Source organism: Nitrospirota bacterium (genome assembly GCA_016219645.1).
Taxonomy (GTDB): Bacteria; Nitrospirota; Nitrospiria; order Nitrospirales; family Nitrospiraceae; genus Palsa-1315.
Window position 1 is genome coordinate 1 of the sequence record JACRLR010000034.1, and the last position, 21,998, is coordinate 21,998.

A 21,998-nucleotide genomic window follows, 5' to 3' on the forward strand; every position below is an offset into this window, starting at 1 on the left:
AACCGTTCCCGGCGAGTGGGCTTGCGATACTGTTCAAACGTAACCTCGGCAAATGTCGATTGCTGCATGGGCGCGCCTCCCGTTCAGTGCTGCGCTACCCTTAGCACATCATGAACGGAGAATAAATCAGACCTTCCCTAGTTGCGTTGTAGATCGTCTCATCGGCATTCTCCCTTTCTCAAAAGAAGTGAAAAGACCTCCATTAAAACCCTTCTATAGATGAAGACCACCAGCTAGCACCTTCCGTCTTTTGGGAATTTTGATTCTACCACATAACCCGCATTATTCATGTTCGCTTCTGCTGCAATCGCGGAGATGGAAGTCGGAACCTGATGTGGAACTCTTTCTTCGCGCCAGGATCATGTATATGGCGCTCGGCCTCGCAAGCGCGGTGACGACGCACCTGGACGCGGTGGCCCGGTATCCAGGCAGGCGGGCTTGCCGTTCGGTCGGTCAACATACTGTTGGGGACTGGCGCCCATCTTACTTTGGCGCCTGCCCCCGTTTTGGGAGTGGGACAGGCACCGCCGAATACGGCGGAGCCTGTCCCCTATCTCCGCGCGCCTGTCTCGCATGGCGACTGCGCGATTTCGCGACGAACCGTCATGAATAATGCTGGTTAGGCGTCGGAATGTGTGCCATCTGGCGGACTGGATGTGTGGAGTTTGACTCCCCGGAAATCCCTGTGGTACGGTCAACATCTGTGTATTCGCCAAGTTAGTGAGGAGTTTCCGTTATGGCGGTTGAAAAAGATCTGAAGACCATTCTTGGAAAATTGAAGTACTCAGACGACGCCAAAGTGCTCGCACAGATTTCAGAAAATACTAAACAGGTCCATGCTCGCATGGCCGGCATCACGCACAAGTTGGTCGTCATGAGTGGGAAGGGCGGGGTGGGTAAGAGCATGACCACGGTCAATCTGGCCTTGGCTTTTGCTCGGCAGGGCATGAAGGTCGGACTTTTAGACGTGGATCTGAATGGGCCTTGTGTGCCTCGCATGTTGGGCTTGCACGGTCAGTCATTAACGATGACGCCTGAGGGCGCGGTTCCCCCGGTTGGGCCCCTCGGTCTGAAAGTCGCGTCGATGGATTTCTTCTTGGATGATGCATCGCCGGTTCGTTGGAAAGGGCCGATGGATGTCAGCCCGGTCTGGTTAGGGTTGATGGAAATGAATGTCATTCGAGAATTCCTGGCTGATGTCGTCTGGGGTGAGCTCGATTATCTGCTGGTCGATCTCCCTCCTGGGGCTGCGGCGGACAAGCCGCCGGTCATTGCCGGGTTTATTCCTGACCTGGCGGGAGCGATTGTCGTCACGACGCCATCAGAAGTGGCATCGGATGTGGTGCAGAAGTCGGTCACCTATGCCCGCGACATCGGTATCAAGGTCATGGGCATGGTCGAAAATATGAGCGAGTATCGCTGTCCTTCTTGTGGTGAAGTGAACGAGTTGTTCGAGGGCAATACCGAGGCGATGTGTGAGATGCTAGACCTGCCGTTGCTCGGACGGATTCCCTTCGACCGGAAACTCGCGCGCACGTTCGACAAGGGGGAGCCATTGCTCGACGAAACCTATCCGACGATTCAACGCTACCAAGATATTGCCGGGCGTATCAGAACGTTACTCGATTACAAGAAGGTGCTGGCTGATAAACTGTGATGCAATGCATCGAAGAGGAGACCCATGAAATTCGTATGCCTCAACTGTGAAACCTACATGAACTTTGAGAAGGTGGAAAAGCCTGGAGAGGATTCGCTCGGCGTGTTCTTCGGTTGTCCCTCTTGCAATGCCAAGTTTTCCATGGTCACGAATGCAGGCGAAACTCAGATGGTCAGTTCTCTCGGGGTGAAGCTGGGTGGGCGTACCGTTGAGGCTGAGCCGTTCGAGATGACTCGGGGCACGCTGAAAGACGAAGTAGCCGCAGGCTCTGGTCAGATGGCAGCGTATTTGAACGAGAAGATCCAAGGTGGTCAGCCAGCGGTCGCAGCAGCGACGGCTACACCGGCAGCCAAGCCTGGAGAGAAGTCCGGCGGCGGTTGCCCCTTCTCCGCGATGGTGGCTGAAATGGGCCTCACTTCCAGCGGGAAGCCCGGTAACGCCGGAGCGGCGACTTCGGAGTTCGCCTGGTCGCCCGATGCGAAGGAAAAGCTCGACCGGCTTCCTTCGTTCGTGAAGCCGATGGTACAGAGCAGTGTGGAGGCCTATGCTCGTAAGCAGGGATACAAGACCATCACGTTACAAGTGATGGACGACTCCAAGAACGACTCGAGCAATGGAACTAGCTGGACGCCAGAAGCCGAGAAGCGGCTTGAAAACATTCCGGACTTTATCCGTCCCATGGCCCGTAAGGAAGTCGAGCGGGTGGCGAAGGAGCGCGGGATGGCGACTATTACGGCCCAAGTGATGGATGACGTGAAGGAGAAGTTCCTCAAGTTTATGTAGGGACAGGACCCATCCGAAAGTGCCCGCAAAGGCCCATCCAGTTTTTCTGGATGGGCCTTTCAATTGATGCCCCTGCCCCCCCTTGCAGGTTACGAGCCGATTCCCCTACAGTGGGCTGCATGATCCGCACATTTCAGGGAATAAAACCCATCATCCCCGACTCCTGTTTTATCGACGAAACAGGCGTCGTCATCGGCGATGTGGTGGTGGGTGAGTACTGTAGTGTCTGGTTCCATGCCGTCGTTCGAGGAGACGTGCACTTTATCAGGATTGGTGACAGGACAAACGTGCAGGATCTCTGCATGCTCCATGTCACCCACGATACCCATCCGCTGATCATCGGCAACGAGGTGACGATCGGCCATGGGGCCATCCTCCACGGCTGCACGATTAAAGATCGTGTGCTGATTGGCATGGGAGCTATTATCATGGACGGCGCCGTAATCGGAGAAGACTCTATCGTGGGAGCCGGAGCCCTGATCACAGAACAAACCATTGTGCCACCCAAGAGCCTGATCCTTGGTTCGCCCGCGAAGGTGAAACGACCGGTCACGGTGGAAGAACTCGCGTGGATTAAGGAGTCGGCGGAGAACTACGTGAAGTACGCGGGCCAGTATATGGACAGCACCTCAAAAGCCAAACCGGGTTTCCGAATCTCATAGCCCGGTCTATCCGCGCTTCACGCTTCACGAACGACGCTTCACCTCTTTATCCCTTGCCAATTTCAATGAAACAGATTGGATCACCCACCAGTGCCGTCGGATATTCATGTCTTCCAACCCGATAGGTCACTCGATGCTGGTGGCACCACTCTGCAATCCAGAGAACTTCTTCTGTGGTTGTCGTGACGAAACCAGGCCGCGTGAGTTTTCCCATACAACGTGCAACCAGGGCACGCACGGTACGACGTTCTTTGCCAAACTTCAGCGGGTCGAGGGTCAGCGGATTGCCTCGGCCGTACGACAGAGGCGACAGATGTGGGAACCGTTCAGGGTCGTTCAATACACTGACGATCCACAAATGATCAAAGCGACCCTTCGCGCTGGCTGCATCAGCCAGATGGAACGTGAGTGGGACGGAATGGCAGGCATGGTTGAGGGCTGCAACTTCTGCGCTCCGAAGATTATAGGGCTCTACCATTCGACCTAGTTCTACCATTTCCATGATCAATGCCGGAAGCTCTGTCACCCCAGCGCCGACATAGAGACTGCGGCCGCCCCGTCCAAGTTTCCCCCTCAATGCCGCGGCGACTCGACTCCCAAGCCGATCACAGGGCCCCCGCTTCGCTCGCCAAAACTCATCGCCACCCTCGTAACAGTAGACAGGCCCTAGTGCGTCATAGTCGAGACCCCCGTACACCTGAGCCACGAGACGTCGGGTCGCAGGGCCCAGCTTCGTACGACTTGCCATCATGGCCGTACTCCAGCGATCTGGATCACGGTCGTGGCTACTGTCGTCACGACAGAGGAGAGAAAATCAAGATTGAGTGTGTCCACGGTATCAGTATGACGATGGTAATGGGGATTCCGAAAATTCGCTGTATCGGTCAACACTACGGCTGGATAACCTGCATCCCAAAAAGATGCATGGTCACTGCGGCGGGTATGGGGCATCGCCTCTCCTCGGCCTGGCACTACTAACGATAGAGTCTTGAGCTGCGCAGCAGGCTCCTGGGCCTCCTGTTCTATCTGACGCACCAAAGACCTGGATGCCTCGTTGCCCACAATGGCGATGAAATCTCCCTGGGTCGGCACCGCGATAGGGATATCAGGAGGAGATTGCTGTGTGTCGGCCTGGCTCCTGGCGAACCCGACACATTCCAGGATAATCGCGCCGGCTAACTCGCGCCCTTCGGCCTTCAAGCGGGATGCGAAGGCCTGACTCCCCAGTCGATCCTGCTCTTCAAGGCAGAATGCCACGAGCCAGACCGGTCTTGTGAGAGGTTGTGCACGCAGGCGAGAAGCCACTTCAAGAAGGACAACCAGGCCGCTTGCGTTATCATCTGCACCCGGTGACCCGGACACAGTGTCGTAGTGGGCCCCGATCAGGAGGGGAGACAACTCTTTCCAGTCTCCTGGCCAGTCCGGATTCCTGGTCGCCACCACATTTCGATAGACCTTGCCCCAGGCACTCAAGAGCTGACTGCTGGAGGCCCATCCAGCCTTGGAAAACTGCGTTGATAGATAGTGTGCTGCCCTCCGAAGCGCTCGAGGACTTGTGTCAGGATGCCGCTCGCCGACAAGGGCCTCAAGATGACGGTTGATTCGGAAGCGCTCGTGTACCACAACGAAAGACTGCCCGGGCGGCTACGATGTAATCTCGGTTCCAATACCTTTACGCGTGAATACTTCGAGGAGAATGGCATGCGGAATCCGGCCGTCGATGATATGGGCTTTGCCGACGCCGCCGCCGAGGGCATCCAGACAGGCATGAACCTTGGGCAACATCCCCTCGCTGATCGTGCCCTTTTTGACCATCCGCTGCACATCTTTGCGGGAGACTGTCGAGAGGTGGCGCCCATTCGTATCGCGAATCCCTTTTACGTCGGTCATCATGACCAGCTTTTCTGCCCCGAGTGCCGCGGCCATTGCCCCAGCTACCAGATCGGCATTGATGTTGTACGTATTCCCTTCCCGGTTCGTGCCGATGGGCGCGATGACCGGAATATAATGATCCTGCTGCAGTTTCCTCACCAACGTGGGATCGATGGACTGGACCTCTCCAACCAAGCCAAAATCCTCGTCCCCTTCACCGTCATTGAGATCCTTTTCTAGGCTTGCCGCCCAGGCTTTTGCGGTCAGTGGGCGAGAGAGCATGAGCCCGCCATCCTTACCACTCAAGCCGACCGCGAGGCCACCATGGCGATTCAGGAGATCCACGATTTCCATATTGATCTTGCCGGCCAACACCATTTCCACGATTTCCATCGTGGCCTCATCTGTGACCCGCACACCATGACGGAACCTGGCTTCGATACCAAGGCGTTGAAGCATCTTGTCGATTTGAGGCCCACCGCCGTGCACAATGACCGGGTTGAGACCTACGTATTTCAGAAGCACGACATCTTGGGCGAACCGCTCTTTCAACGGCGCATCGGTCATAGCATGACCGCCATATTTGATGACAATCGTCTTGCCCTTGAATGTGCGGATGTACGGCAACGCTTCGATCAGGACGTTGGCTTTTTTAATCAGTCTGTTCATGTTCTGGCTCCCATGGAGAGACATGTGCGAACGGCATGAAACGGGGGGCGAGCACGGTTGTGATGCGCATCGCCACCCGACAATAAGTTGACGCAGAGGGTTGCCCGTGACCGCATGAAGATCATGGCTTGACGTCCTTCACAACACGCGCACTGGTCGGACGACCGGCTCGCGGATGAGTCTTATCATAGACGGCCAGGAGCTGGTCTGTGGCCAAGTGCGTATACTTCTGGGTTGTGCTCAATGAGGCATGCCCAAGCATTTCTTGAATCGATCGCAGATCGGCCCCTTCGTCGAGAAGGTGGGTGGCAAAGGAGTGGCGCAATGTATGGGGACTCACAGGGCCACCGGCAAGCCGGTTGGAATAGCGGGCTACAATGCGGGCGACGCTTCGGGTCGTGAGCCGTCCGCCTCGGCTATTGCGAAAGATCGGCAATGAAACGCGCTTCGCCTTTATTGTCAGATCTCGAGATTTCGTGACAGGCTGCTGATTCAAGTAGGCCTGAATGGCCTGTAGCGCGACCGCCCCGATCGGCACGATCCGTTCCTTTCGACCCTTTCCCCGCAAATGGATCAACCCATCGGACGAACGGAGATCTTCGAGATTGATCCCCACAAGCTCACTGACGCGAGCCCCGGTCGAATAGAGCGTCTCCAGCAAGGCGCGATCCCGGAGCGACCCTCCCGCCGGATCGGCAGGAAACTCCATCAGCGCCGCTGCGTCATCTTTGGTCAACACGCGTGGAAGATGCTTCGGCTGTTTTGGCGTTCTCACGGCCTCGGCAGGATTGACGCCGACCATGCCTTCTCGTTGTAGATAACGAAAGAAGCTACGGAGAGAGGCGAGCTTCCGAGCCATCGACGTACTTTTCTCGCGCTTGTGGTCCAACCAATGAAGATAGGCGCGGATGGATTCGGTTGTCACTGCAGCAGGATCGAGGGTGGGCCTTCTCGGATTGTCCTTACTGGTAAAGGACTGAAACTGTCGAAGATCCGACGCATAGTTGCGCACTGTTTCCTGCGATGCATGACGTTCGAGCTCGAGGAACGTCATAAAAGCTCGAATTGCGTCATCCATCCCGTCAGATCCTCAAGCGCCCGTTGCCCCGTGAGCCGTCGTTTGCGTTCCTTGTCTCTGGTCGGTGTAGCAAGGGGAGGGAAAAGCCCAAAATTCGTATTCATTGGCTGAAAGTGCCGAGGGTCTGAGGTCGTAATGTGCGAGACGAGACAGCCATGGGCTGTGGTGGGAGGCGGCGTCACCAACGGCAATCCTGCCAGACTACGAGAGGCATTAATTCCTGCCAATCCTCCCATAGCGGCGGAATCCGTATAGCCCTCGACGCCGACCAGCTGCCCTGCAAAAAAGAGCGTGCCGCGTGCTTTGAACTGAAGCGTATCGCGCAGCAGGCGGGGAGAATTGATAAACGTGTTGCGATGCAGGCTGCCGTAACGCAAAAACTCCGCCTGCTCGAGCCCGGGAATCATGCGGAACACCCGCTTCTGCTCCCCATAGGTCAATTTAGTCTGAAACCCCACGAGATTGTAACAGGACCGATGGGCATTTTCCGTACGGAGTTGTACGACAGCATAGGGGCGGGCGCCAGTTTTGGGGTTCTCAAGGCCCACTGGCTTTAACGGACCGAACTGCATGGTCTGGCGGCCTCGTTCTGCCATGACTTCGATGGGAAGGCACCCTTCAAAGTAGGGTGTCTTTTCAAATTCTTTGGGTTGGACTTTCTCCGCTGAGCGCAACGCATCATAGAAGGCGTTGTAGGCCGGCTCGTCCATGGGACAATTGAGATAATCATTCCCGCCCTTGTCGTAGCGGGATGCGAGAAATACGACATCCATGTTGATGGAGTCGGCATCCACGATCGGAGAGATCGCATCGTAGAAATACAAATGCTTCGAATCGGTTAGTTGTGCAATGGCTTGAGACAATTTGTCAGAGGTCAGCGGGCCGGTCGCGACGATGCATATACAGTCGGTTGGAATCTCCGTCACCTCTTCATGCAGAATGCGAATGTTCGGATGTCCCTCCAAAGCTTGGGTAATCTTGAACGAAAACTGCTCGCGATCAACGGCTAGGGCCGACCCAGCTGGAACCCGTACGTCATCCGCCACCCGAATAATCAGTGAGTTGAGACGGCGCATTTCTTCCTTCAGAATGCCTGGGGCGTTCAGCACATCCGCAGAGCCGAGTGAATTCGAGCAGACCAGCTCGGCCATCCCGCCAGTCTTGTGCGCTTGCGTCATTTCTTTAGGCCGCATTTCGTGCAGCGTGACTTTCGCTCCACGATTGGCCGCCTGCCAAGCCGCCTCAGACCCGGCCAGCCCGCCACCGATAATGACGATGTCATCGCGCATTCGAGTGAAACTCCGCGAAGAAAGACTAACCCTCGTGAAAAATGTGGGCGAAGAGCGGGGGCATTGTAGGAACCTGTTTTTGGGGATGTCAAGGTGACCGTGCTATGCCTGACGCAGGGCGCCACGGTTGATCCGATTTATAACCCCATGCTAGACTTTCTCACGTGTAGGCGATTAGCTCAGGGGTAGAGCGCTTCCTTCACACGGAAGAGGCCACTGGTTCGATACCAGTATCGCCTACCACAGCCTCTTTCGTGTCATTCTCAATCCAGACATCTCTCTTCCAAACCGACCGGCTCTGCGAATGCTGCCCGATTCGCTCCAATCATGGACAGAAATCAGTCGATCGGCTACACTTCAGTCAATCGAGAGATCATTAATTCTGAACCATACAAGACAAGTGAGGTCACCAATGAGAACTACGGCTCTTGCCTTGGGGATTCTCTTCCTGGCCACCGCCGTCGGGTGTGCTGGAAACAGCCAGCAGCAGATGTCGGCCGATACAGATGGAAACTATAGCCCTCCAGCCAGTATTTACAGCGTGATGGACCCTACATCCCTGGTCTATACCGATGTGGCGGCTGGCGCAGCTGCAAACGATAACCCCTGGCGCTGGGCAGCGTTTGCCTTGCACCCTGTCGGAGTCGCGCTCGATTACGGACTGAACCGGCCAATTTACAAGCTCCCCAGCAAGATGCAGTACATTTTCGGATATACGGCTGAGGATTCGATGTTGGATAGTCAACGGCGGTAATTCTTCCTGCAGATCGTGTTCAAAAGCGACGCCCGCTCTCTTCACGAAAGCGGGCGTCGCTTTTTCACCCCGTTGGTAAACCCTTTCATGTTTCGTGTATGCTTCTTTCGTGAGTCAGAATCTATGTGACATCCCGGCACTGCGTCCTCGACCAGTTCGACAGTGGGTAGTTTATGGGGTAGGGCTGAGCCTATTGCTCAGCTCCTGCGGAACACCTAGTAAGACATCGAACCTCCCTCCCTCAGAAACTGATCTGGTCCTCCTGAAACCCAAGACAATCTGCATTTCGAAATCCGACTTCCTCAAGACCCATCCGGCCGCTACCCTCAAATCACAAGACTGGGGGGGTGGACAAGAGTTGATGTTTTCTTCAAACCGAAGCCCATCACATGGCGACGAGTCGTACTTCTTCGACGAAGATGGGACGCTGGTAGGGGTCATCTTCACCTTTCCGTCCGGGCTCGACTTGAATCCATTCCCAGTGCTTCGCCAGACCCTCTCGCGGCTGAAGCCTGTATTGGAGTTCTATCTCAGTGTGCCAAAACTGTCCGCAAAGACGAGCATGAGTTCCAGCGCCCTCTACGAAACAGGCGATGAGAAAACCACGACACAGTACTTGGTACTTGGGCCGCGTGAGCAGCCCGTCTTGCTCCAAGCCTCGATGACGATCGACCCCTACGTCCGGCTGTTCTCTCCCTATCGACGCGAATTCTTGGATCGATTGCGCCATCCAAGCGGGCAGAAGTCAGGGCAACAGCAAGATGGTCAAGGCGCAGAGGACAAGGAGCCCTTCCTCTCGCTCCAGCAATTTGCGCGAGGCCAAACCGCGCAGCTCTCTTATTGCGGGGTCCAGAACTACGATATCGCAGCCATTGCCTATCAGAAGGCCATTGCAAGCGGGTTTACAAATAAGGTGTGGCAGGCAGAGGCTCACCACAAACTGGGACTGGCATGGGAAGGGAAAGGAGAGTACGAGAAGGCCAAGACAGAAATGCTTCAGTCATTGACGATCAGACCCAACACCCCAGAGATTCTCAATAATCTCGGCACGGTCTACGCAAAGCTGGGGGACAAGGCCAACGCGCTTGCCTCATATGAAAAGGCCGTCACGCTCCGCCCAAACTATGCAATCGCCCGCTACAACCTAGCTGAAGCCTACGAGCCGACGAATCCGAAACGAGCCCTCTCAGAGTACGAGACCTATCTTGCCTTGGTCGAAGGTATCCCCGATGAAGCCGGCCGCATCGCTGTTGTCCAACAACGCGTCAAGGTGTTGAAACGCTAGTGATTTGTACGGCAACATTTATACTGCAGTTCTAGCCGCTTCGAAGAGGAGCAGTGCGGCACGACCGGTTCAGCGCCGAGCCTTTTCTTCTTGTTCTTCCAGCGTCTTGCAGTTGATGCAGAGGGTGGTGACGGGGCGGGCTTTCAGTCTGGGATAGGGGATTTCTTCTTCGCAACGTTCACAGATGCCATAGGTGCTCTGGTCTATCCGATCAAGCGCCTCGTCGATCTTCTTGATCAATCGCTGCTCTCGCTCACGGATACGCAATGTAAAATTCTGCTCGGCCTCCGCAGACGCCTGATCACTGACATCCGGGAACGCCGCCGGACCATTTGGATTGGCAAGGCCCTCGACAGCTTCTTCCAACATGGCCTTACGCTGCCGCACAAGGTCACGACGAATCGCCGCATATTTTTTCCCCTGGGACAGTGTCTTGGCCTTGCGCTTCATCGTGGCAGATTTCGAAGCTGGTGGAGTGGGCGAGATACGCTTGGCGGAACGGCCTGCTTTCATGCTGTGACCTGCTTGAAGGATAAAATAGTCTCAAAGAGCAAAACTATAGCAGGGGCTCGGCGGGAGGGTCAATGGGCAGCATATCTGGGGAAAAACCGGTCTATTTGGTTTGTTTGGTTTATATTAGTTGGTTTTGTTGAACCAAACAAACAAGACAAACCAAATAAACTAAAGAACCATCTTGTTACAGATCCCGGCGGCCTTCGATCGACTTGAGCAGTGTCACCTCGTCGGCATACTCGATATCCATTCCAACTGGAATGCCATAGGCGATACGAGAAACCCGGACCCCGAGAGGCTTTAGTTGGTTTGTGAGATAGATGGCGGTTGCCTCGCCCTCGATTGTCGGACTCGTCGCGAGGATTACCTCCTCGACTCCCCCTAGTTTCACTCGATCGACTAATTCCTCGGCTCTGATATCGGACGGGCCGACACCGTCTAGGGGAGACAAGGCACCCAGCAATACATGATACAAGCCGCGATACGCTCCCGCCCGCTCGATGGCATAAGTCGTACTCGGTTCTTCTACCACCAGGATTCTCCTTCGGTCCCGCTTCGGATCGAGACAATATTCGCAGAGTTCTCCCTCAGCAATGTTTCGGCATTGACGGCAAAATGAGAGCCCGTCTTTGACAGCACGAATCGAATCGGCCAGGCGAAGCGCGTCTTCGCGCTCAGCCTTCAAAACATGAAAGGCCAATCGCTGTGCTGTCTTTTGGCCGATGCCTGGAAGACGGACTAACTCGCGCACCAGCCTTGTGAGTAGTCCTTGTTGATCAACCGCCATGATGTGATAGCTTTGCTAGAACAGTCCGGGGGCATTCATCCCACCGGTGACCGATTTCATCTCTTCAGCCATCATCTCGCGAGCCTTCCTGAGCGCATCGTTCGACGCGGCCATGACCAGATCCTGCACCATCTCCACGTCGCCGCTTTTCACCACTTCGGGATCAATGACAATGCCGACAAGCTCCATGGCCCCATTGGCTGTAACCGTCACACTTCCACCACCGGCCGTCCCGGTCACCGTCTTCGTCGATGCCTGCTCTTGCACCTTCGCCATTTTCGCCTGCATAGCCTGTGCTTGTTTCAGAAGATTGCCCATATTACCTAACGGGTTTTTCATCTCTCGACCTCCTTCTGGCTCGACAGAGGTCTCACATCTGCGAGCTCTGCGCCGAACATCTCCAACGCCTGTTTGACGACCGGATGTGCTCGCGCTTGTTCGAAGAGCACCAGCCGTTGTTCTTTTTCCTTCGCTACCCTGAGTTGCGCCATGGTCGGCCCAGGGGCATCCGACTCGGTCAATTCAACGATCCTGAGCCTTATAGCCTGCCCGCTTAACCGTTCACAGGTCGATGTGAGTGCCGCCGTATTGTCGGGTTTCTCGATCATTGCCCGGGCCACCGTCGCCAGTTTGGAAAATCCAATCGTGACCACATGGCCATCTATGCTCACGAGTCGGCCCATTTCCAAGAAAGGGGCGATATTGGGAAAGGCCCCAGCTACTTCTTCCTGAAAGTGTTCCCAATTGAGTCTGATCGCTAAGGGTCCATCCTCAGTTAAAGGCGGTACCTCAGACACCGAAACCTTTGCCTCATCGGCAGTGCCAGGGGAGCGGATGCTTTGAGAACTCGTCGAGGAGTCTTGTGGAGGTATCGAGCTTCTGACAGCAGTAGACTTGGGCGGCTTCGGAGCGGTATCCGTTGACTGAGGAATCCGAGGTGCCAAAGGGGGCTCTGGGTCGGCGGAACGAGCCGGCAAGACCGACTGGCCTGTGCCCACTGGAGTAGGCTTTGGGGGGCCTGTCCTCTGGGCTGCCTGCGCCCTTTGGGGTACCGGTGACTTCTCATCCGTGCGACGCAGCACCCGCGTCGCACGCACGGCAGCTGTTTCGAGCACAAACCGAGGATGGGCACTGAGCCTGAGCGAGTCCTCCGCTTGCGTGAAGATCGTAAACAATTCTTGTAGTGACTCAGGCGAGAACGTCTTGGCATCGTCTGCCATCTGAGCGAGGTCTTCCGCGGAGGCCTCGATCAACCCCTGCTGTTCGTGGGATGAAGTCACGACCGTCACTACCAGCAGGTTGCGTACATACTCGACGACTTCCGCACAATAGGCCCGAAGATCATGTCCTTGGTCCAACACTTGGGCCAGCACGCGAAGTGCTGCAGCGCTCTCCTGCGCCGTGATCGCCTGAATCATCGCGCGAACGAGTTCTTGCGGAACCGCCCCCAGCAGGGCTTCCAGATCCGTATGGAGGATCGTCTTGCCACCGAACGCCACTGCCTGATCGAGCAGGCTCAACCCATCGCGCATGCTGCCTTCGCTGGCCCGCGCAAGGGCCATCAGGCTGCGTTCCTCGATCACGATCTGGTCTTGACGCATGACATGGCGCAGTCGTTCAACGATCTCGGTCCGTGGGATCCTACGAAAATTGTAGTGCTGGCAGCGGGAGAGAATCGTCGCAGGAATCTTGTGAATCTCAGTGGTGGCAAAGATGAACACCACATGCGGGGGCGGCTCCTCCAGCGTCTTCAACAGCGCATTGAAGGCCGAATTCGACAACATGTGGACTTCGTCGATGATGTAGACGCGGTACTTTCCATGAAAGGCGGCGAATTTGACATTCTCTCGAATCTCGCGCACATCGTCCACGCTCGTGTTGGACGCCCCGTCGATCTCCATGACATCGACAGAGGTCCCCTGCGCAATTTCGAGGCAGTTGGAACAGATGCCGCAGGGCGTGCCGGTTGGTCCCCGCTCACAATTGAGGGCCTTCGCGAGAATTCTTGCGACCGTAGTCTTCCCGACGCCGCGGGTTCCGGAAAAGAGATAGGCTTGGGCGATTCGTTTCGTGTTGATAGAGTTCACGAGCGTCTGAACGACGTGCGGCTGTCCGATCACGTCATCGAACGTTCCCGGCCGGTATTTTCTTGCAGAGACTTGGTAATCCAACGTCGCTATGCTCCGAATGTTGAATGATGAATGGTAAATTTTGAATGAGAATAACCGACACAATTCAACATTTCACATTTACCATTCAACATTTCTCTCAAGAGAAGAGCGGGGCCAGGTGATCCTGCGGCACACAGAACTGACCGCTTACCGTTGCTTCCTTCCGGACCTGGCGGGGTTCACAGGGTTCTGTCGCACAGGGCCCGGCCCCTAATCCTCACCTAGTTCTGAGTTTTGAGTGCTGAGTTATGAATGCGAAGATGTGTTCCGTTCCCTTATCCTCTAACTCAGAACTGATAACTCAGAACTCAGCACTTCTTTGAGTGGCGGAGAGGGTGGGCATTCGAAGTCGCGCGCGCTGAAACAGCGCTCGCTCCTACAGAGGGGGCCAGCCCCCTCGTACACTCCCCACGCGGGAGACACATCCCCCGCGATCCCCCTGTTCGAATCCCACTCTCGGGGCTTTCATGCTCTCCTACACTCTCGCCCCTTACGCTTCACGCCTCACGTTTCACGTCTTCATCTGGCGGAGAGGGTGGGATTCGAACCCACGGTCCCATTGCTGGGACGCATGCTTTCCAAGCATGTCGATTCGTCCACTCTCGCACCTCTCCGCATTGATTTTTGCGAGGCGGCATCTTAACATGCGGTCTGATGACCGGCAAGGTGACCGTCAGTGCTCATCGCCGTGGCTTTGACCCTCCCCAATCCCCTTTTCCTAACAGGATGCTGAAGAAGTCCGCCAGCGAAAGGAGACTGTTAATTGCTGTAGTATGATCTATCTCGTTTGTTTGGTTAAACAAGACCAACTAGATGAACAAATTAAACCAGATGAACTAGACAGACCGGGCCTGTCTCAGACCTGCAGGCCATTGAGTTTCCATCGTGACACAATAGTTTTTTTGCAGCCTGTCTGTGGCGGAATAGCCCCCTAACGTACCAATCAGTTACAGAAAACCAGGACAATATCTTCGCAGTACCTGTCTGCCAGCCATGCATCTGCAAAGATGTTTGGTGAAATGGGCCTGTCCCTGTCAACGGCGTTGACTTCGCTTATCTTCGGCAACCATTGCATCCAGATGCGATGCTCGCGTCGCTCACATCGGCATGTGTCGTAGTGTATGCCCTTGCCACCCATGATGATTTCAGCTATACGACTGAGGCTTTTAGGACTAACCACCCTATGGTTCCCGATCCCTTCTCTTGAGCATGGGAGATGGAAGCATGGGCGTTCGCTCACTGGTAAGGAGGGTTTGATGAAGAAAGGATTCTGGCTTCTCATTCTTCTGGTTTGTTGCATGACACCGAGACTTGTGGCGGCCGCTACTGCTCCAGTGGTGGTAGATGTTCCACCTCTCGCTCCTGCGCCGCTCGATATCGTGACACTGAAGGACGGGAGCATTCTCTACGGTGAGGTCATCGCAATGGAGGGCGGCATCCTACATCTCAAGACCCCGGCCGGCCCTGACAACCTGGTGAAGGTGAAATGGGAGAGTATCGCCAAGCTTTCCGTAAGCCACCCAATCCCGTTTCATCTCAAAGAAGGGACCGTGCTGATCGGCACGGCCACCGAGGGCCCCGACGGAACCGTCACTGTGCGAGCTGAGCCTCTGAAGGGAACGATGGAGGTTCCGCTGGATTCGATCACCGCTCTGAATCCAATGATCCAAGCCCCGGTCATCTATTCAGGCACCCTGACCGGCGGCTATTCGCAAGCAACCGGAAACAGTCAAACGAAGAATGGCAGCCTCCTCGGAGACTTCGTGGCTCGGGGCGAGCAACTCCGCCTAACTCTGAACGGCCGGTATGTCTACAGTCATCAAGACGGCGAACTCTCTGCTAAAAACACGCGAGCATTGATCAAGATGGACTTTTTTATCACCAAACGCTTTTTCTGGTTCGCGGCCTCCTACTTTGAAAAAGATGAATTTCAGGACCTCAACTTGCGAACCGCCCTTTCCTCCGGTCCCGGCTACAGCTTTATCGAAAAGGGCGATTATCAAAGTCCCTGGCTCAAGGACATGACACTCTATGCCGAGACCGGACTTGCCTACTTCAATGAAGACTTCAAAAATGATAAAGATCAAAAATCCGCCCGAGCCCGCTTGGCGGTCAGGCTCAACTGGCCGATCTTGGATGATCGCGTGACGTTCTACCACAACCAGGAATTTTACCCGGAGAGTACCAAGAATTATTACTTGACGATGGACAACGGCGTCCGTTTCAAATTATTTGCGGGCTTCGTGAGCAACATCCAAATGACGACCCGATATAACAGTGAACCGACGACGGACACTGAGAAAACGGACAACTTGTACCTCCTGACCCTTGGGTACAACTTCGATACGACCAGGAAACGCTAATATTCGCAAGAGCCAATGCCGTACATTCTATATTTTCGTGAGGAGGAACTATGCTGAAAGAATTCAAAGATTTCGCCATGAAGGGCAATGTGCTCGACATGGCGATCGGTGTGATCATCGGCGGGGCGTTCGGGAAGATCGTCTCGTCGCTCGTCAGCGACGTGCTGATGCCTCCCCTTGGATTGGTGATGGGAAAGGTGGATTTCTCCAGCCTGTTCATCAATCTGTCCGGAACGCCACAACCCTCTCTCACTGCGGCCAAGGCAGCAGGAGCACCGACCATCAACTACGGGGTTTTTCTTCAAGCCACATTTGACTTTATTATCATCGCCTTTGTAATCTTCCTCCTCGTCAAGCAAGTCAACCGGCTGAAGAAACCTGAACCGACCGCGGCCCCGACGACCAAAGCCTGCCCGCATTGTTTGTCGGCAATTCCGATCAAGGCCACGAAATGCGCACATTGTACATCCAATGTCTAAGGTACAACGGAGTTTCCCACCATGCGGGAATGGGTAAACTTGCTTGGTAGATGCCCGCGCGACCCAGAAGGAGGAAATCATCATGCAGGCGATTAAATCCATTATCGTGGTGGCAAGCTTGGCCGCTCTGGCAGGCTGCGGAAGCTTGGAGAAAGACGTCAAGAACGCGGATTTGAGCCCCATTTGTGAGAAGACTCACGGATGGACGGCTTGGAATGACGCTCGATGTGTCGAGCCAAAGGCTCCGCCCCCCGATGAGCTGGGTGCAGCACAGAAGCAGATTCGCGCCCTCAATGGCCGTATCAGCGATCTGGAGCGGCAGCTCGCCGACCGAGATCGGGAGATTGCTTCACTGCGTTCCGGTACCGGCGATTCCGCGAAGCAGCTCGCAGCGGCAAACAGCCGAATTAGTGGCCTCGAAGCGCAACTCGCCGCTGCGAACAGCAAGAATAGTGGCCTCGAAGCACAACTGGCCGCGGCGACAGGCGGAGCGGCCGCCAGCCAGCAGCGTATCGCGGAGTTGGAGCGCCAACTGGCGGATCGTGACAGGGAACTGGCGGACCTCCGAGGCACTCTGTCAGCTGAAGAGCAAAAACTAAAAGAGGCCCAGCGGGGATTGATCCGGGCGCTACGTCCTGAGATTGAGAAGGGCGACATTACGGTCGATCTGAACAATGAGCGGTTGTTGATTAACCTGGCCTCCGGCTATCTGTTCGGTTCCGGCCAAGATGAATTGAAACCGGCCGGCGCCGATGCACTGACGCGAGTCGGAACGGTCTTGAAGGACTATCCAGAGTACAAGGTGGCGGTGGACGGTCACACCGACAACGTGGCGATCCAGGGCGAATTAAAGAAGAAGTTCCCGACGAACAAGGAACTCTCTGAATCCCGTGCGGCCAATGCAGCAAAGGCGCTTGAAGCAGGCGGCCTTAGCGCTCCGACGATCCATGGCTACGCAGACAGCAAGCCGGTTGAGCCGAACACAACCCCTGCGGGTCGTGCAAAAAACCGCCGTGTCGAGGTTCGCGTCACGAAGTAGCGATTCGCACAAGGAGAACGACGACGGGGGCTTTTCCATCCAGGAGAAGCCCCCGTTGCTCTGTTCGCTACTCTCCGGAGCAAATAGTTCCTCTGCTTAACCCATTCCATGCAACCGGATCCTCTGTGATCGTGGCCAGAACCTCATTGAGGTCGAGGACCAAGCCGCTTCAATCATCTCAGAAAATTAAGAGCCCGTTCCTATGTTTTCACAGTTCGCATCTGCGCTTCGAGTTCCACGATCTGCGTTCTCAATGGATTGACAATTTCTTCCACTTCGGCGACCGAGTATCGTGGCGTAATGTATTTCGGGCAGTTCCAGTCGAACGAGACGACATCGATAAACACGAGACGTTCCACGTTCGGACGTAACTTGGGATCAATGAGCTGCGCGATAAGTTCGGGATGGGCGCAGGCATCTTCCACACGGGCATGGCCAAGAATCTTCAGCCGTTCTCGGTTCTTGTAGTCCATGAGAAACAGCGAAACTCGGTCATTCACGGACAGGTTGCCGGTACTCAACAATTGCCGGTTCCCCTTGTAGTCTGCAAACGCGAGAGTCGTTGGGTTCAGCAGTTTCAGAAAGCCGGTAGGACCTCCGCGATGCTGAATGTAGGGCCATCCGCTTTCGCTGATCGTGCCCAAGTAGAAGCTGTCGCGAGCCGCAATAAACTCAGCCTCTGCCTGGCCCAGGGGGTCTCGCTCCGGAGCGCCTGCGATGTTACCGGCTCTCCCGTAGTACTGTGTCTGCGCGCGTTGCACTGATTCTGTAAACGTCAGATCGAGATATCTAGTCGCCATCCTTTCCCCCTCTTTCAGGATGCTGAAAACGTCCGCCAGCATCGTTCTCGCGTCGCTCAGAGGCTCAACGTACCGAAGCGTACGCCTCGCCTCTTCGCTCGCTGCGGCCTTGCTGGACAGCCGTTTTGAGCACCTGAAGCTAGTGTCATACCTGTTAAAACACGACCGTCTGCCACCCCTCCGCGATATAACGTCGGAGACTCAAAAGGCCCGCGGTTCCAGCCAGGGCATGGTCCTTCACTACCGGCACCCCACAGGCCTTCACACTCTCCGTTGCCCCGAAGACCTCCGCACAGCCGCATGAGGCGCCTTGCACCACATCGCGAACGGCGTTGTAGAGGCCATTGGCCGGATGAGCGAGCTTGGTCAGCTCAGCTGGCCACCGTGTTCCGGCTCCATTGAAGACCACGGCGACCTCATCGCCCTTCTGCTTGCTTTCTGACGCGAGGGCCAGGGCGTTAAAGACTCGCCCAAGCGCTTCCTCTGAACCACTCTTCGGATCGGACATTATGATGATGGCGGTTTTCATGGGCCCTCCGTGGATTGAATAATTTCCACACGATTGTGGTTGTCTGTTCGGCTCTGCTGCCTGCCTTGCACTGGGCATCACATTCATTCGCTAGCGCAAGGCCGATGCCACGTACCACCATAATCAAAGAAACGAGGTAAACCGCTGTCGAGACAAGGAGTTGCCGAACTATTTGCGGCAAGATGAAGCAGAGCGAAAGGGAGGAGCATCTACGAGATGTCGTGGAGCTACGATATATCGTGGGAGCGGAACGCTAGATTTGCTGCTACGCCATGGAACGAGGTTTCTTGATTCCCAGCTTCTGCATACGTGACCGCAACGTATTAGGATGGAGGCCCAGCCGAGTGGCGGCGCCCTCCTTTCCTTCGATGACCCAATTCACATCGTGGAGGATGCGGAGAATGTGGGCTCGCTCGACCTCTTCCAAGGAATCGGCAGTCGGCAAATGCGGTGCGGCGTTCCCGTGAAGCAGCACGTCGTCGATCTGAAGCATTGGCCCCTTGGCGAGGATCGTGGCCCGTTCGATGACATTTTCTAACTCACGAATGTTGCCTGGCCAGGAATATTTCATGAGGCGCTCCAAGGTCACTTGAGACACCCCATCAATCTTCTTACCTAACTTGCTTGAGAACTTGGTGACAAATCGGTTGACCAAGAGTGGAATATCCGACGCACGAGTAGAGAGGGGAGGCACCTCAATCGGAAACACATTCAGCCGGTACAAAAGATCGGCCCGAAAGGAGCCGGCCTTCACCGCCGCATGAAGATCACGATTCGTGGCTGCAATCACCCGCACGTCAACTTTGGTAGAATGGCCGCTCCCAACCCGCTCGACCTCCCGTTCCTGCAACACCCGTAGGAGCTTGACCTGCGCATCCAGCGGTAATTCTCCGACTTCATCCAGAAAGATGGTCCCACCATCCGCCAACTCAAATCGCCCGATGCGGCGCTGCAGCGCGCCGGTGAACGATCCCTTCTCATGTCCGAAGAGTTCGCTTTCGACGAGAGTTGCGGGGATCGCTCCGCAGTTGACCTTCACAAGCGAGCGAGCCCTGCGCGGGCTTAAGTGGTGGATCGCCCGGGCCATCAGTTCCTTGCCCGTCCCGGTGTCCCCCCGGATGAGGACCGTCGAGTCCGTGGGCGCGACCTGTTCGATCTGTCGCAGAACGGCCATGATGCTCTGACTCTCGCCGATAATCTCCTCGAAATTGTGCTGGGACTTGATCTCTTCACGGAGGTAGAGGTTCTCAGCCTCGAGTCGATTCTTGAGCTGTCCGACCTCCGTAAAGAGTTGCGCATTCTTGATCGCGATAGCGGCTTGGTTGGCAAAGACGGCCAATCGCTCGAACTCCTCTTCGCTCAATGGCCGCCGCCCGAACATCGCGATGACACCGAGCAGCTCCCAGTGGAATTTCAGCGGGTAACCGGCAAAGGAGTGGAGCCCATTGTCTTTCATCCACTGTTTGTTCGGGAGCCGGTCGTCGCCAAGTATGTCGTTTGTGTACATCGGTCCAAAACCTTGGGCGATCTTTCCGATCTTGAGCGCCCCGAGCGGAATGCGGCGATACTCCCCGTTGAGATTGCTGTAGAGCCCTGCACTCGCCTCGAGGTGCAGGCAGCGATCCCGATTTGTACAGTCTGCCGCTTTGTAACAATCGGCGCAGAGATCGCCGGAACCTAAGAGCCAGATGCGGGCAAAAGCCGCATCCAGTTCGTCGACCAGCCCTTGCGTGACGGTGGTGAGCACCACACGAAGGTCAAGACTTGACGTCATCTGGAGGGTGATCCGCTCCAACACATTGTGAGATCGGGAGGAAGGAAGCGAAGAAGGGGGATTGTCCATCTAGTGATCTCCGAGCCGGGTTTAGTCCAGCGTGGAGGACGATAAGTCTCTGACAGAGGATTGTCAATCAGCAGAGGGGATGGGCAGCCTGGCCGCTCCCTTCTCTTCCTTCCAAGCTTGCCCGCTTTCCTTCTCTTGAAGGGGCACCCATGTTGGTCTACGTGAGGCCGTCGCACGAGGCCCTTCTGAGGGCGCGCGTTCCGGGAGCACAGGACCAACATGGGTGCCCTTCCATCCCCCCTTCAGCTGAACTGATCCCAGGTATCGCACTGTTTGATCGCCCAGAACACTGCTTCTTTGAGTTTCTTCAACTGCACATTCTCCGGATCGCGCAGGGCTTGGAGTTTCCTATCGAGATCTTGAAGTGGCTGGATTGATCGTTTATCCGGAATCTTACCCAACGCCCAGGCCACCTCTGTGAGCACGGACCAGTCGGTCTTCGGATCCTGTAGTTTGACCAGCAGCGGCGGCACGACCGAGGCATCCCCGTGCAGTCCACCGAGCTGGCCCAACCCCTTGGCGGCTGCGGCCTGCACCTCGAGTTCCGGTGATGTATTCATGATCTCAACCAAGAGCGGAATGCCCTCTTTGCCAAGGTTGCTCATCGCGCCAATCGCTTGCTTCGCCAGGCCGCGATCTTTGAGCACCTCCTTCAATTTCGGCATGGCCTCGTCAGCTTGCATCTCGCCCAAGAGAGAAATAATTTTAATTCGCCTAGCCTGGGGCGTATCGGATCGATCGAGCAGCTTCAGAAGTCGTTCCGGCTGACCCCATTCGGCCGCCAGCAACAAGGGGAAGTCGTATACCTCAAGAATCTCCCTCAATTTTCCCATGGCATAGACCCCTGGATTTCCCGCGTTAGCCGATTGTGCAGCCTGTCCCGCATCTTCAAACTCGGTTCTGACCTCTTTCTGCCAGTGGACCTTCATGTCTCCTAGTCGATAAGTCATCTGACAGGCGGGACCTTTCCATAGCCGAGATGGGGCATCGGGCAAATCGGCATCGCCTCCTGCGGACGTGGTGCCTTCCCATGTTTTTCGCTCTTCGCATTTCACCTTGAGCACAGCGTCGTGAGGTTTACCAGCTTCTCGTATCACTGTGAATCCCAACTCACCCATCCGGCGGGCGACAAGCTCAGTAAGGGGCGTCGCATCAAGAACTCCCTGGTCTGCCAGCGCAATCGCCTCAATACGCAGGGTATGAATCTTCTCCAGCAGCGCTTTCTGCCCCGTCGTGAAATAGTCACGATAGGCCCACGAAGAAGGGGCGTGAAGTGCCCCAAAACTAAAAGCCAGAACTAAGAGCAGCAGCGCCATGCGCATCCCGCACCTCCTTACCGGCACACGAGTGATGAATTATGTATGCCGTCGGATTATACCTGCCATCGGAGGTTGAGGGTACCGTGGGCATGATGAGGCTCTTTGA

General features: G+C 55.7%; 22 protein-coding genes, 2 tRNA genes and 1 other RNA gene. 10 read left to right on the forward strand and 15 right to left on the reverse strand.

The annotated features are described in order from the left end of the window. The first annotated feature begins 334 nt into the window (after positions 1-334). The 4 genes from HZB34_12415 (at position 335) to HZB34_12430 (ending at position 3,102) form a co-directional block, all read left to right on the forward strand. A complete protein-coding gene (locus HZB34_12415) occupies positions 335-613 on the forward strand; it encodes a hypothetical protein (protein ID MBI5316768.1) in 279 nt (92 codons plus the stop codon). Positions 614-736: 123 nt separating this feature from the next. Further along, positions 737-1,657, forward strand: coding sequence for an Mrp/NBP35 family ATP-binding protein (locus HZB34_12420; protein MBI5316769.1), 921 nt, complete (start codon positions 737-739; stop codon positions 1,655-1,657). Positions 1,658-1,681: 24 nt separating this feature from the next. Further along, the gene (locus HZB34_12425) at positions 1,682-2,440 is read left to right on the forward strand and encodes a PCP reductase family protein (protein MBI5316770.1); all 759 of its coding nucleotides are present in this window, start codon (positions 1,682-1,684) and stop codon (positions 2,438-2,440) included. Between the two features lie 119 nt (positions 2,441-2,559). Further along, positions 2,560-3,102 (forward strand): gamma carbonic anhydrase family protein, encoded by a 543-nt coding sequence (locus HZB34_12430; GenBank protein ID MBI5316771.1) that lies wholly within the window; start codon positions 2,560-2,562, stop codon positions 3,100-3,102. 46 nt (positions 3,103-3,148) lie between these two features. On the opposite strand, the gene HZB34_12435 is transcribed toward HZB34_12430, so the two are convergent. The 5 genes from HZB34_12435 to trmFO form a co-directional block, all read right to left on the reverse strand. Further along, positions 3,149-3,853: a hypothetical protein gene (locus tag HZB34_12435; GenBank protein MBI5316772.1), complete on the reverse strand. Its 705-nt coding sequence runs from the start codon at positions 3,851-3,853 to the stop codon at positions 3,149-3,151. After that, entirely contained in the window at positions 3,850-4,575 is a 726-nt protein-coding gene (locus HZB34_12440; protein ID MBI5316773.1) for a M20/M25/M40 family metallo-hydrolase, read from the reverse strand. The genes HZB34_12435 and HZB34_12440 overlap by 4 nt, the downstream gene beginning before the upstream one ends. A gap of 171 nt (positions 4,576-4,746) precedes the next feature. Next, positions 4,747-5,643 carry an acetylglutamate kinase gene (gene argB, locus HZB34_12445; GenBank protein MBI5316774.1) on the reverse strand — a complete coding sequence of 299 codons (897 nt, stop codon included), beginning with the start codon at positions 5,641-5,643 and terminating at the stop codon, positions 4,747-4,749. 121 nt (positions 5,644-5,764) lie between these two features. Beyond that, complete coding sequence (locus HZB34_12450; GenBank protein MBI5316775.1) at positions 5,765-6,721, reverse strand: tyrosine recombinase XerC; 957 nt, start codon at positions 6,719-6,721, stop codon at positions 5,765-5,767. After that, positions 6,694-8,010, reverse strand: a complete 1,317-nt coding sequence (gene trmFO / locus HZB34_12455; GenBank protein ID MBI5316776.1) for a methylenetetrahydrofolate--tRNA-(uracil(54)-C(5))-methyltransferase (FADH(2)-oxidizing) TrmFO — start codon at positions 8,008-8,010, stop codon at positions 6,694-6,696. The genes HZB34_12450 and trmFO overlap by 28 nt, the downstream gene beginning before the upstream one ends. A gap of 168 nt (positions 8,011-8,178) precedes the next feature. On the opposite strand from trmFO, the gene HZB34_12460 reads away from it, so the two are divergent. From HZB34_12460 to HZB34_12470, 3 genes are all read left to right on the forward strand, one after another. Next, positions 8,179-8,253, forward strand: a tRNA-Val gene (locus tag HZB34_12460). Between the two features lie 169 nt (positions 8,254-8,422). Further along, complete coding sequence (locus tag HZB34_12465) at positions 8,423-8,764, forward strand: hypothetical protein (GenBank protein MBI5316777.1); 342 nt, start codon at positions 8,423-8,425, stop codon at positions 8,762-8,764. Positions 8,765-9,125: 361 nt separating this feature from the next. After that, positions 9,126-10,049 (forward strand): tetratricopeptide repeat protein, encoded by a 924-nt coding sequence (locus tag HZB34_12470; protein ID MBI5316778.1) that lies wholly within the window; start codon positions 9,126-9,128, stop codon positions 10,047-10,049. Positions 10,050-10,118: 69 nt separating this feature from the next. Here the strand turns inward: HZB34_12470 and HZB34_12475 are convergent, their stop codons facing one another. The 6 genes from HZB34_12475 to HZB34_12500 form a co-directional block, all read right to left on the reverse strand. Further along, positions 10,119-10,418, reverse strand: coding sequence for a TraR/DksA C4-type zinc finger protein (locus tag HZB34_12475; protein ID MBI5316779.1), 300 nt, complete (start codon positions 10,416-10,418; stop codon positions 10,119-10,121). Between the two features lie 328 nt (positions 10,419-10,746). Continuing rightward, complete coding sequence (recR, locus tag HZB34_12480; protein ID MBI5316780.1) at positions 10,747-11,349, reverse strand: recombination protein RecR; 603 nt, start codon at positions 11,347-11,349, stop codon at positions 10,747-10,749. A 15-nt stretch (positions 11,350-11,364) separates the two neighbouring features. After that, on the reverse strand, positions 11,365-11,688 hold the full coding sequence (locus tag HZB34_12485) for a YbaB/EbfC family nucleoid-associated protein (GenBank protein ID MBI5316781.1): 324 nt from the start codon (positions 11,686-11,688) through the stop codon (positions 11,365-11,367). Continuing rightward, positions 11,685-13,520, reverse strand: coding sequence for a DNA polymerase III subunit gamma/tau (dnaX, locus tag HZB34_12490; protein ID MBI5316782.1), 1,836 nt, complete (start codon positions 13,518-13,520; stop codon positions 11,685-11,687). Before dnaX ends, HZB34_12485 begins: the two co-directional genes overlap by 4 nt. Before the next feature lie 109 nt (positions 13,521-13,629). Beyond that, positions 13,630-13,729: signal recognition particle sRNA small type (gene ffs, locus HZB34_12495), an RNA gene on the reverse strand. Positions 13,730-14,044: 315 nt separating this feature from the next. Beyond that, positions 14,045-14,134 (reverse strand) — tRNA-Ser (locus HZB34_12500). A gap of 642 nt (positions 14,135-14,776) precedes the next feature. On the opposite strand from HZB34_12500, the gene HZB34_12505 reads away from it, so the two are divergent. The 3 genes from HZB34_12505 to HZB34_12515 all read left to right on the forward strand — a co-directional run bounded on the left by HZB34_12505 (position 14,777) and on the right by HZB34_12515 (position 17,401). Next, complete coding sequence (locus HZB34_12505; GenBank protein ID MBI5316783.1) at positions 14,777-15,883, forward strand: DUF481 domain-containing protein; 1,107 nt, start codon at positions 14,777-14,779, stop codon at positions 15,881-15,883. A 50-nt stretch (positions 15,884-15,933) separates the two neighbouring features. Then, positions 15,934-16,362, forward strand: a complete 429-nt coding sequence (gene mscL / locus HZB34_12510; protein MBI5316784.1) for a large conductance mechanosensitive channel protein MscL — start codon at positions 15,934-15,936, stop codon at positions 16,360-16,362. Positions 16,363-16,444: 82 nt separating this feature from the next. After that, entirely contained in the window at positions 16,445-17,401 is a 957-nt protein-coding gene (locus HZB34_12515; GenBank protein MBI5316785.1) for an OmpA family protein, read from the forward strand. Between the two features lie 200 nt (positions 17,402-17,601). Here the strand turns inward: HZB34_12515 and HZB34_12520 are convergent, their stop codons facing one another. The 4 genes from HZB34_12520 to HZB34_12535 form a co-directional block, all read right to left on the reverse strand. Beyond that, entirely contained in the window at positions 17,602-18,201 is a 600-nt protein-coding gene (locus HZB34_12520; GenBank protein MBI5316786.1) for a pyridoxamine 5'-phosphate oxidase family protein, read from the reverse strand. Positions 18,202-18,355: 154 nt separating this feature from the next. Further along, a complete protein-coding gene (locus HZB34_12525; GenBank protein ID MBI5316787.1) occupies positions 18,356-18,730 on the reverse strand; it encodes a DsrE family protein in 375 nt (124 codons plus the stop codon). A 265-nt stretch (positions 18,731-18,995) separates the two neighbouring features. Continuing rightward, complete coding sequence (locus HZB34_12530) at positions 18,996-20,573, reverse strand: sigma 54-interacting transcriptional regulator (GenBank protein ID MBI5316788.1); 1,578 nt, start codon at positions 20,571-20,573, stop codon at positions 18,996-18,998. Between the two features lie 242 nt (positions 20,574-20,815). Then, the gene (locus HZB34_12535) at positions 20,816-21,889 is read right to left on the reverse strand and encodes a HEAT repeat domain-containing protein (protein MBI5316789.1); all 1,074 of its coding nucleotides are present in this window, start codon (positions 21,887-21,889) and stop codon (positions 20,816-20,818) included. Positions 21,890-21,998 lie beyond the last annotated feature (109 nt).

What these genes read in the sequence shown, in the direction of transcription:
- HZB34_12475 (MBI5316779.1), bottom strand. Translation starts at nt 10,418, where the DNA reads ATGTTGGAAGAAGCTGTCGAGGGCCTTGCCAATCCAAATGGTCCGGCG.
- HZB34_12450 (MBI5316775.1), bottom strand. Translation starts at nt 6,721, where the DNA reads ATGGATGACGCAATTCGAGCTTTTATGACGTTCCTCGAGCTCGAACGT.
- trmFO (MBI5316776.1), bottom strand. Translation starts at nt 8,010, where the DNA reads ATGCGCGATGACATCGTCATTATCGGTGGCGGGCTGGCCGGGTCTGAG.
- HZB34_12420 (MBI5316769.1), top strand. Translation starts at nt 737, where the DNA reads ATGGCGGTTGAAAAAGATCTGAAGACCATTCTTGGAAAATTGAAGTAC.
- HZB34_12430 (MBI5316771.1), top strand. Translation starts at nt 2,560, where the DNA reads ATGATCCGCACATTTCAGGGAATAAAACCCATCATCCCCGACTCCTGT.
- HZB34_12470 (MBI5316778.1), top strand. Translation starts at nt 9,126, where the DNA reads ATGTTTTCTTCAAACCGAAGCCCATCACATGGCGACGAGTCGTACTTC.
- HZB34_12525 (MBI5316787.1), bottom strand. Translation starts at nt 18,730, where the DNA reads ATGAAAACCGCCATCATCATAATGTCCGATCCGAAGAGTGGTTCAGAG.
- HZB34_12515 (MBI5316785.1), top strand. Translation starts at nt 16,445, where the DNA reads ATGCAGGCGATTAAATCCATTATCGTGGTGGCAAGCTTGGCCGCTCTG.
- recR (MBI5316780.1), bottom strand. Translation starts at nt 11,349, where the DNA reads ATGGCGGTTGATCAACAAGGACTACTCACAAGGCTGGTGCGCGAGTTA.
- HZB34_12465 (MBI5316777.1), top strand. Translation starts at nt 8,423, where the DNA reads ATGAGAACTACGGCTCTTGCCTTGGGGATTCTCTTCCTGGCCACCGCC.
- HZB34_12530 (MBI5316788.1), bottom strand. Translation starts at nt 20,573, where the DNA reads ATGGACAATCCCCCTTCTTCGCTTCCTTCCTCCCGATCTCACAATGTG.
- HZB34_12425 (MBI5316770.1), top strand. Translation starts at nt 1,682, where the DNA reads ATGAAATTCGTATGCCTCAACTGTGAAACCTACATGAACTTTGAGAAG.
- mscL (MBI5316784.1), top strand. Translation starts at nt 15,934, where the DNA reads ATGCTGAAAGAATTCAAAGATTTCGCCATGAAGGGCAATGTGCTCGAC.
- HZB34_12485 (MBI5316781.1), bottom strand. Translation starts at nt 11,688, where the DNA reads ATGAAAAACCCGTTAGGTAATATGGGCAATCTTCTGAAACAAGCACAG.
- HZB34_12435 (MBI5316772.1), bottom strand. Translation starts at nt 3,853, where the DNA reads ATGATGGCAAGTCGTACGAAGCTGGGCCCTGCGACCCGACGTCTCGTG.
- HZB34_12535 (MBI5316789.1), bottom strand. Translation starts at nt 21,889, where the DNA reads ATGGCGCTGCTGCTCTTAGTTCTGGCTTTTAGTTTTGGGGCACTTCAC.
- argB (MBI5316774.1), bottom strand. Translation starts at nt 5,643, where the DNA reads ATGAACAGACTGATTAAAAAAGCCAACGTCCTGATCGAAGCGTTGCCG.
- HZB34_12520 (MBI5316786.1), bottom strand. Translation starts at nt 18,201, where the DNA reads ATGGCGACTAGATATCTCGATCTGACGTTTACAGAATCAGTGCAACGC.
- HZB34_12505 (MBI5316783.1), top strand. Translation starts at nt 14,777, where the DNA reads ATGAAGAAAGGATTCTGGCTTCTCATTCTTCTGGTTTGTTGCATGACA.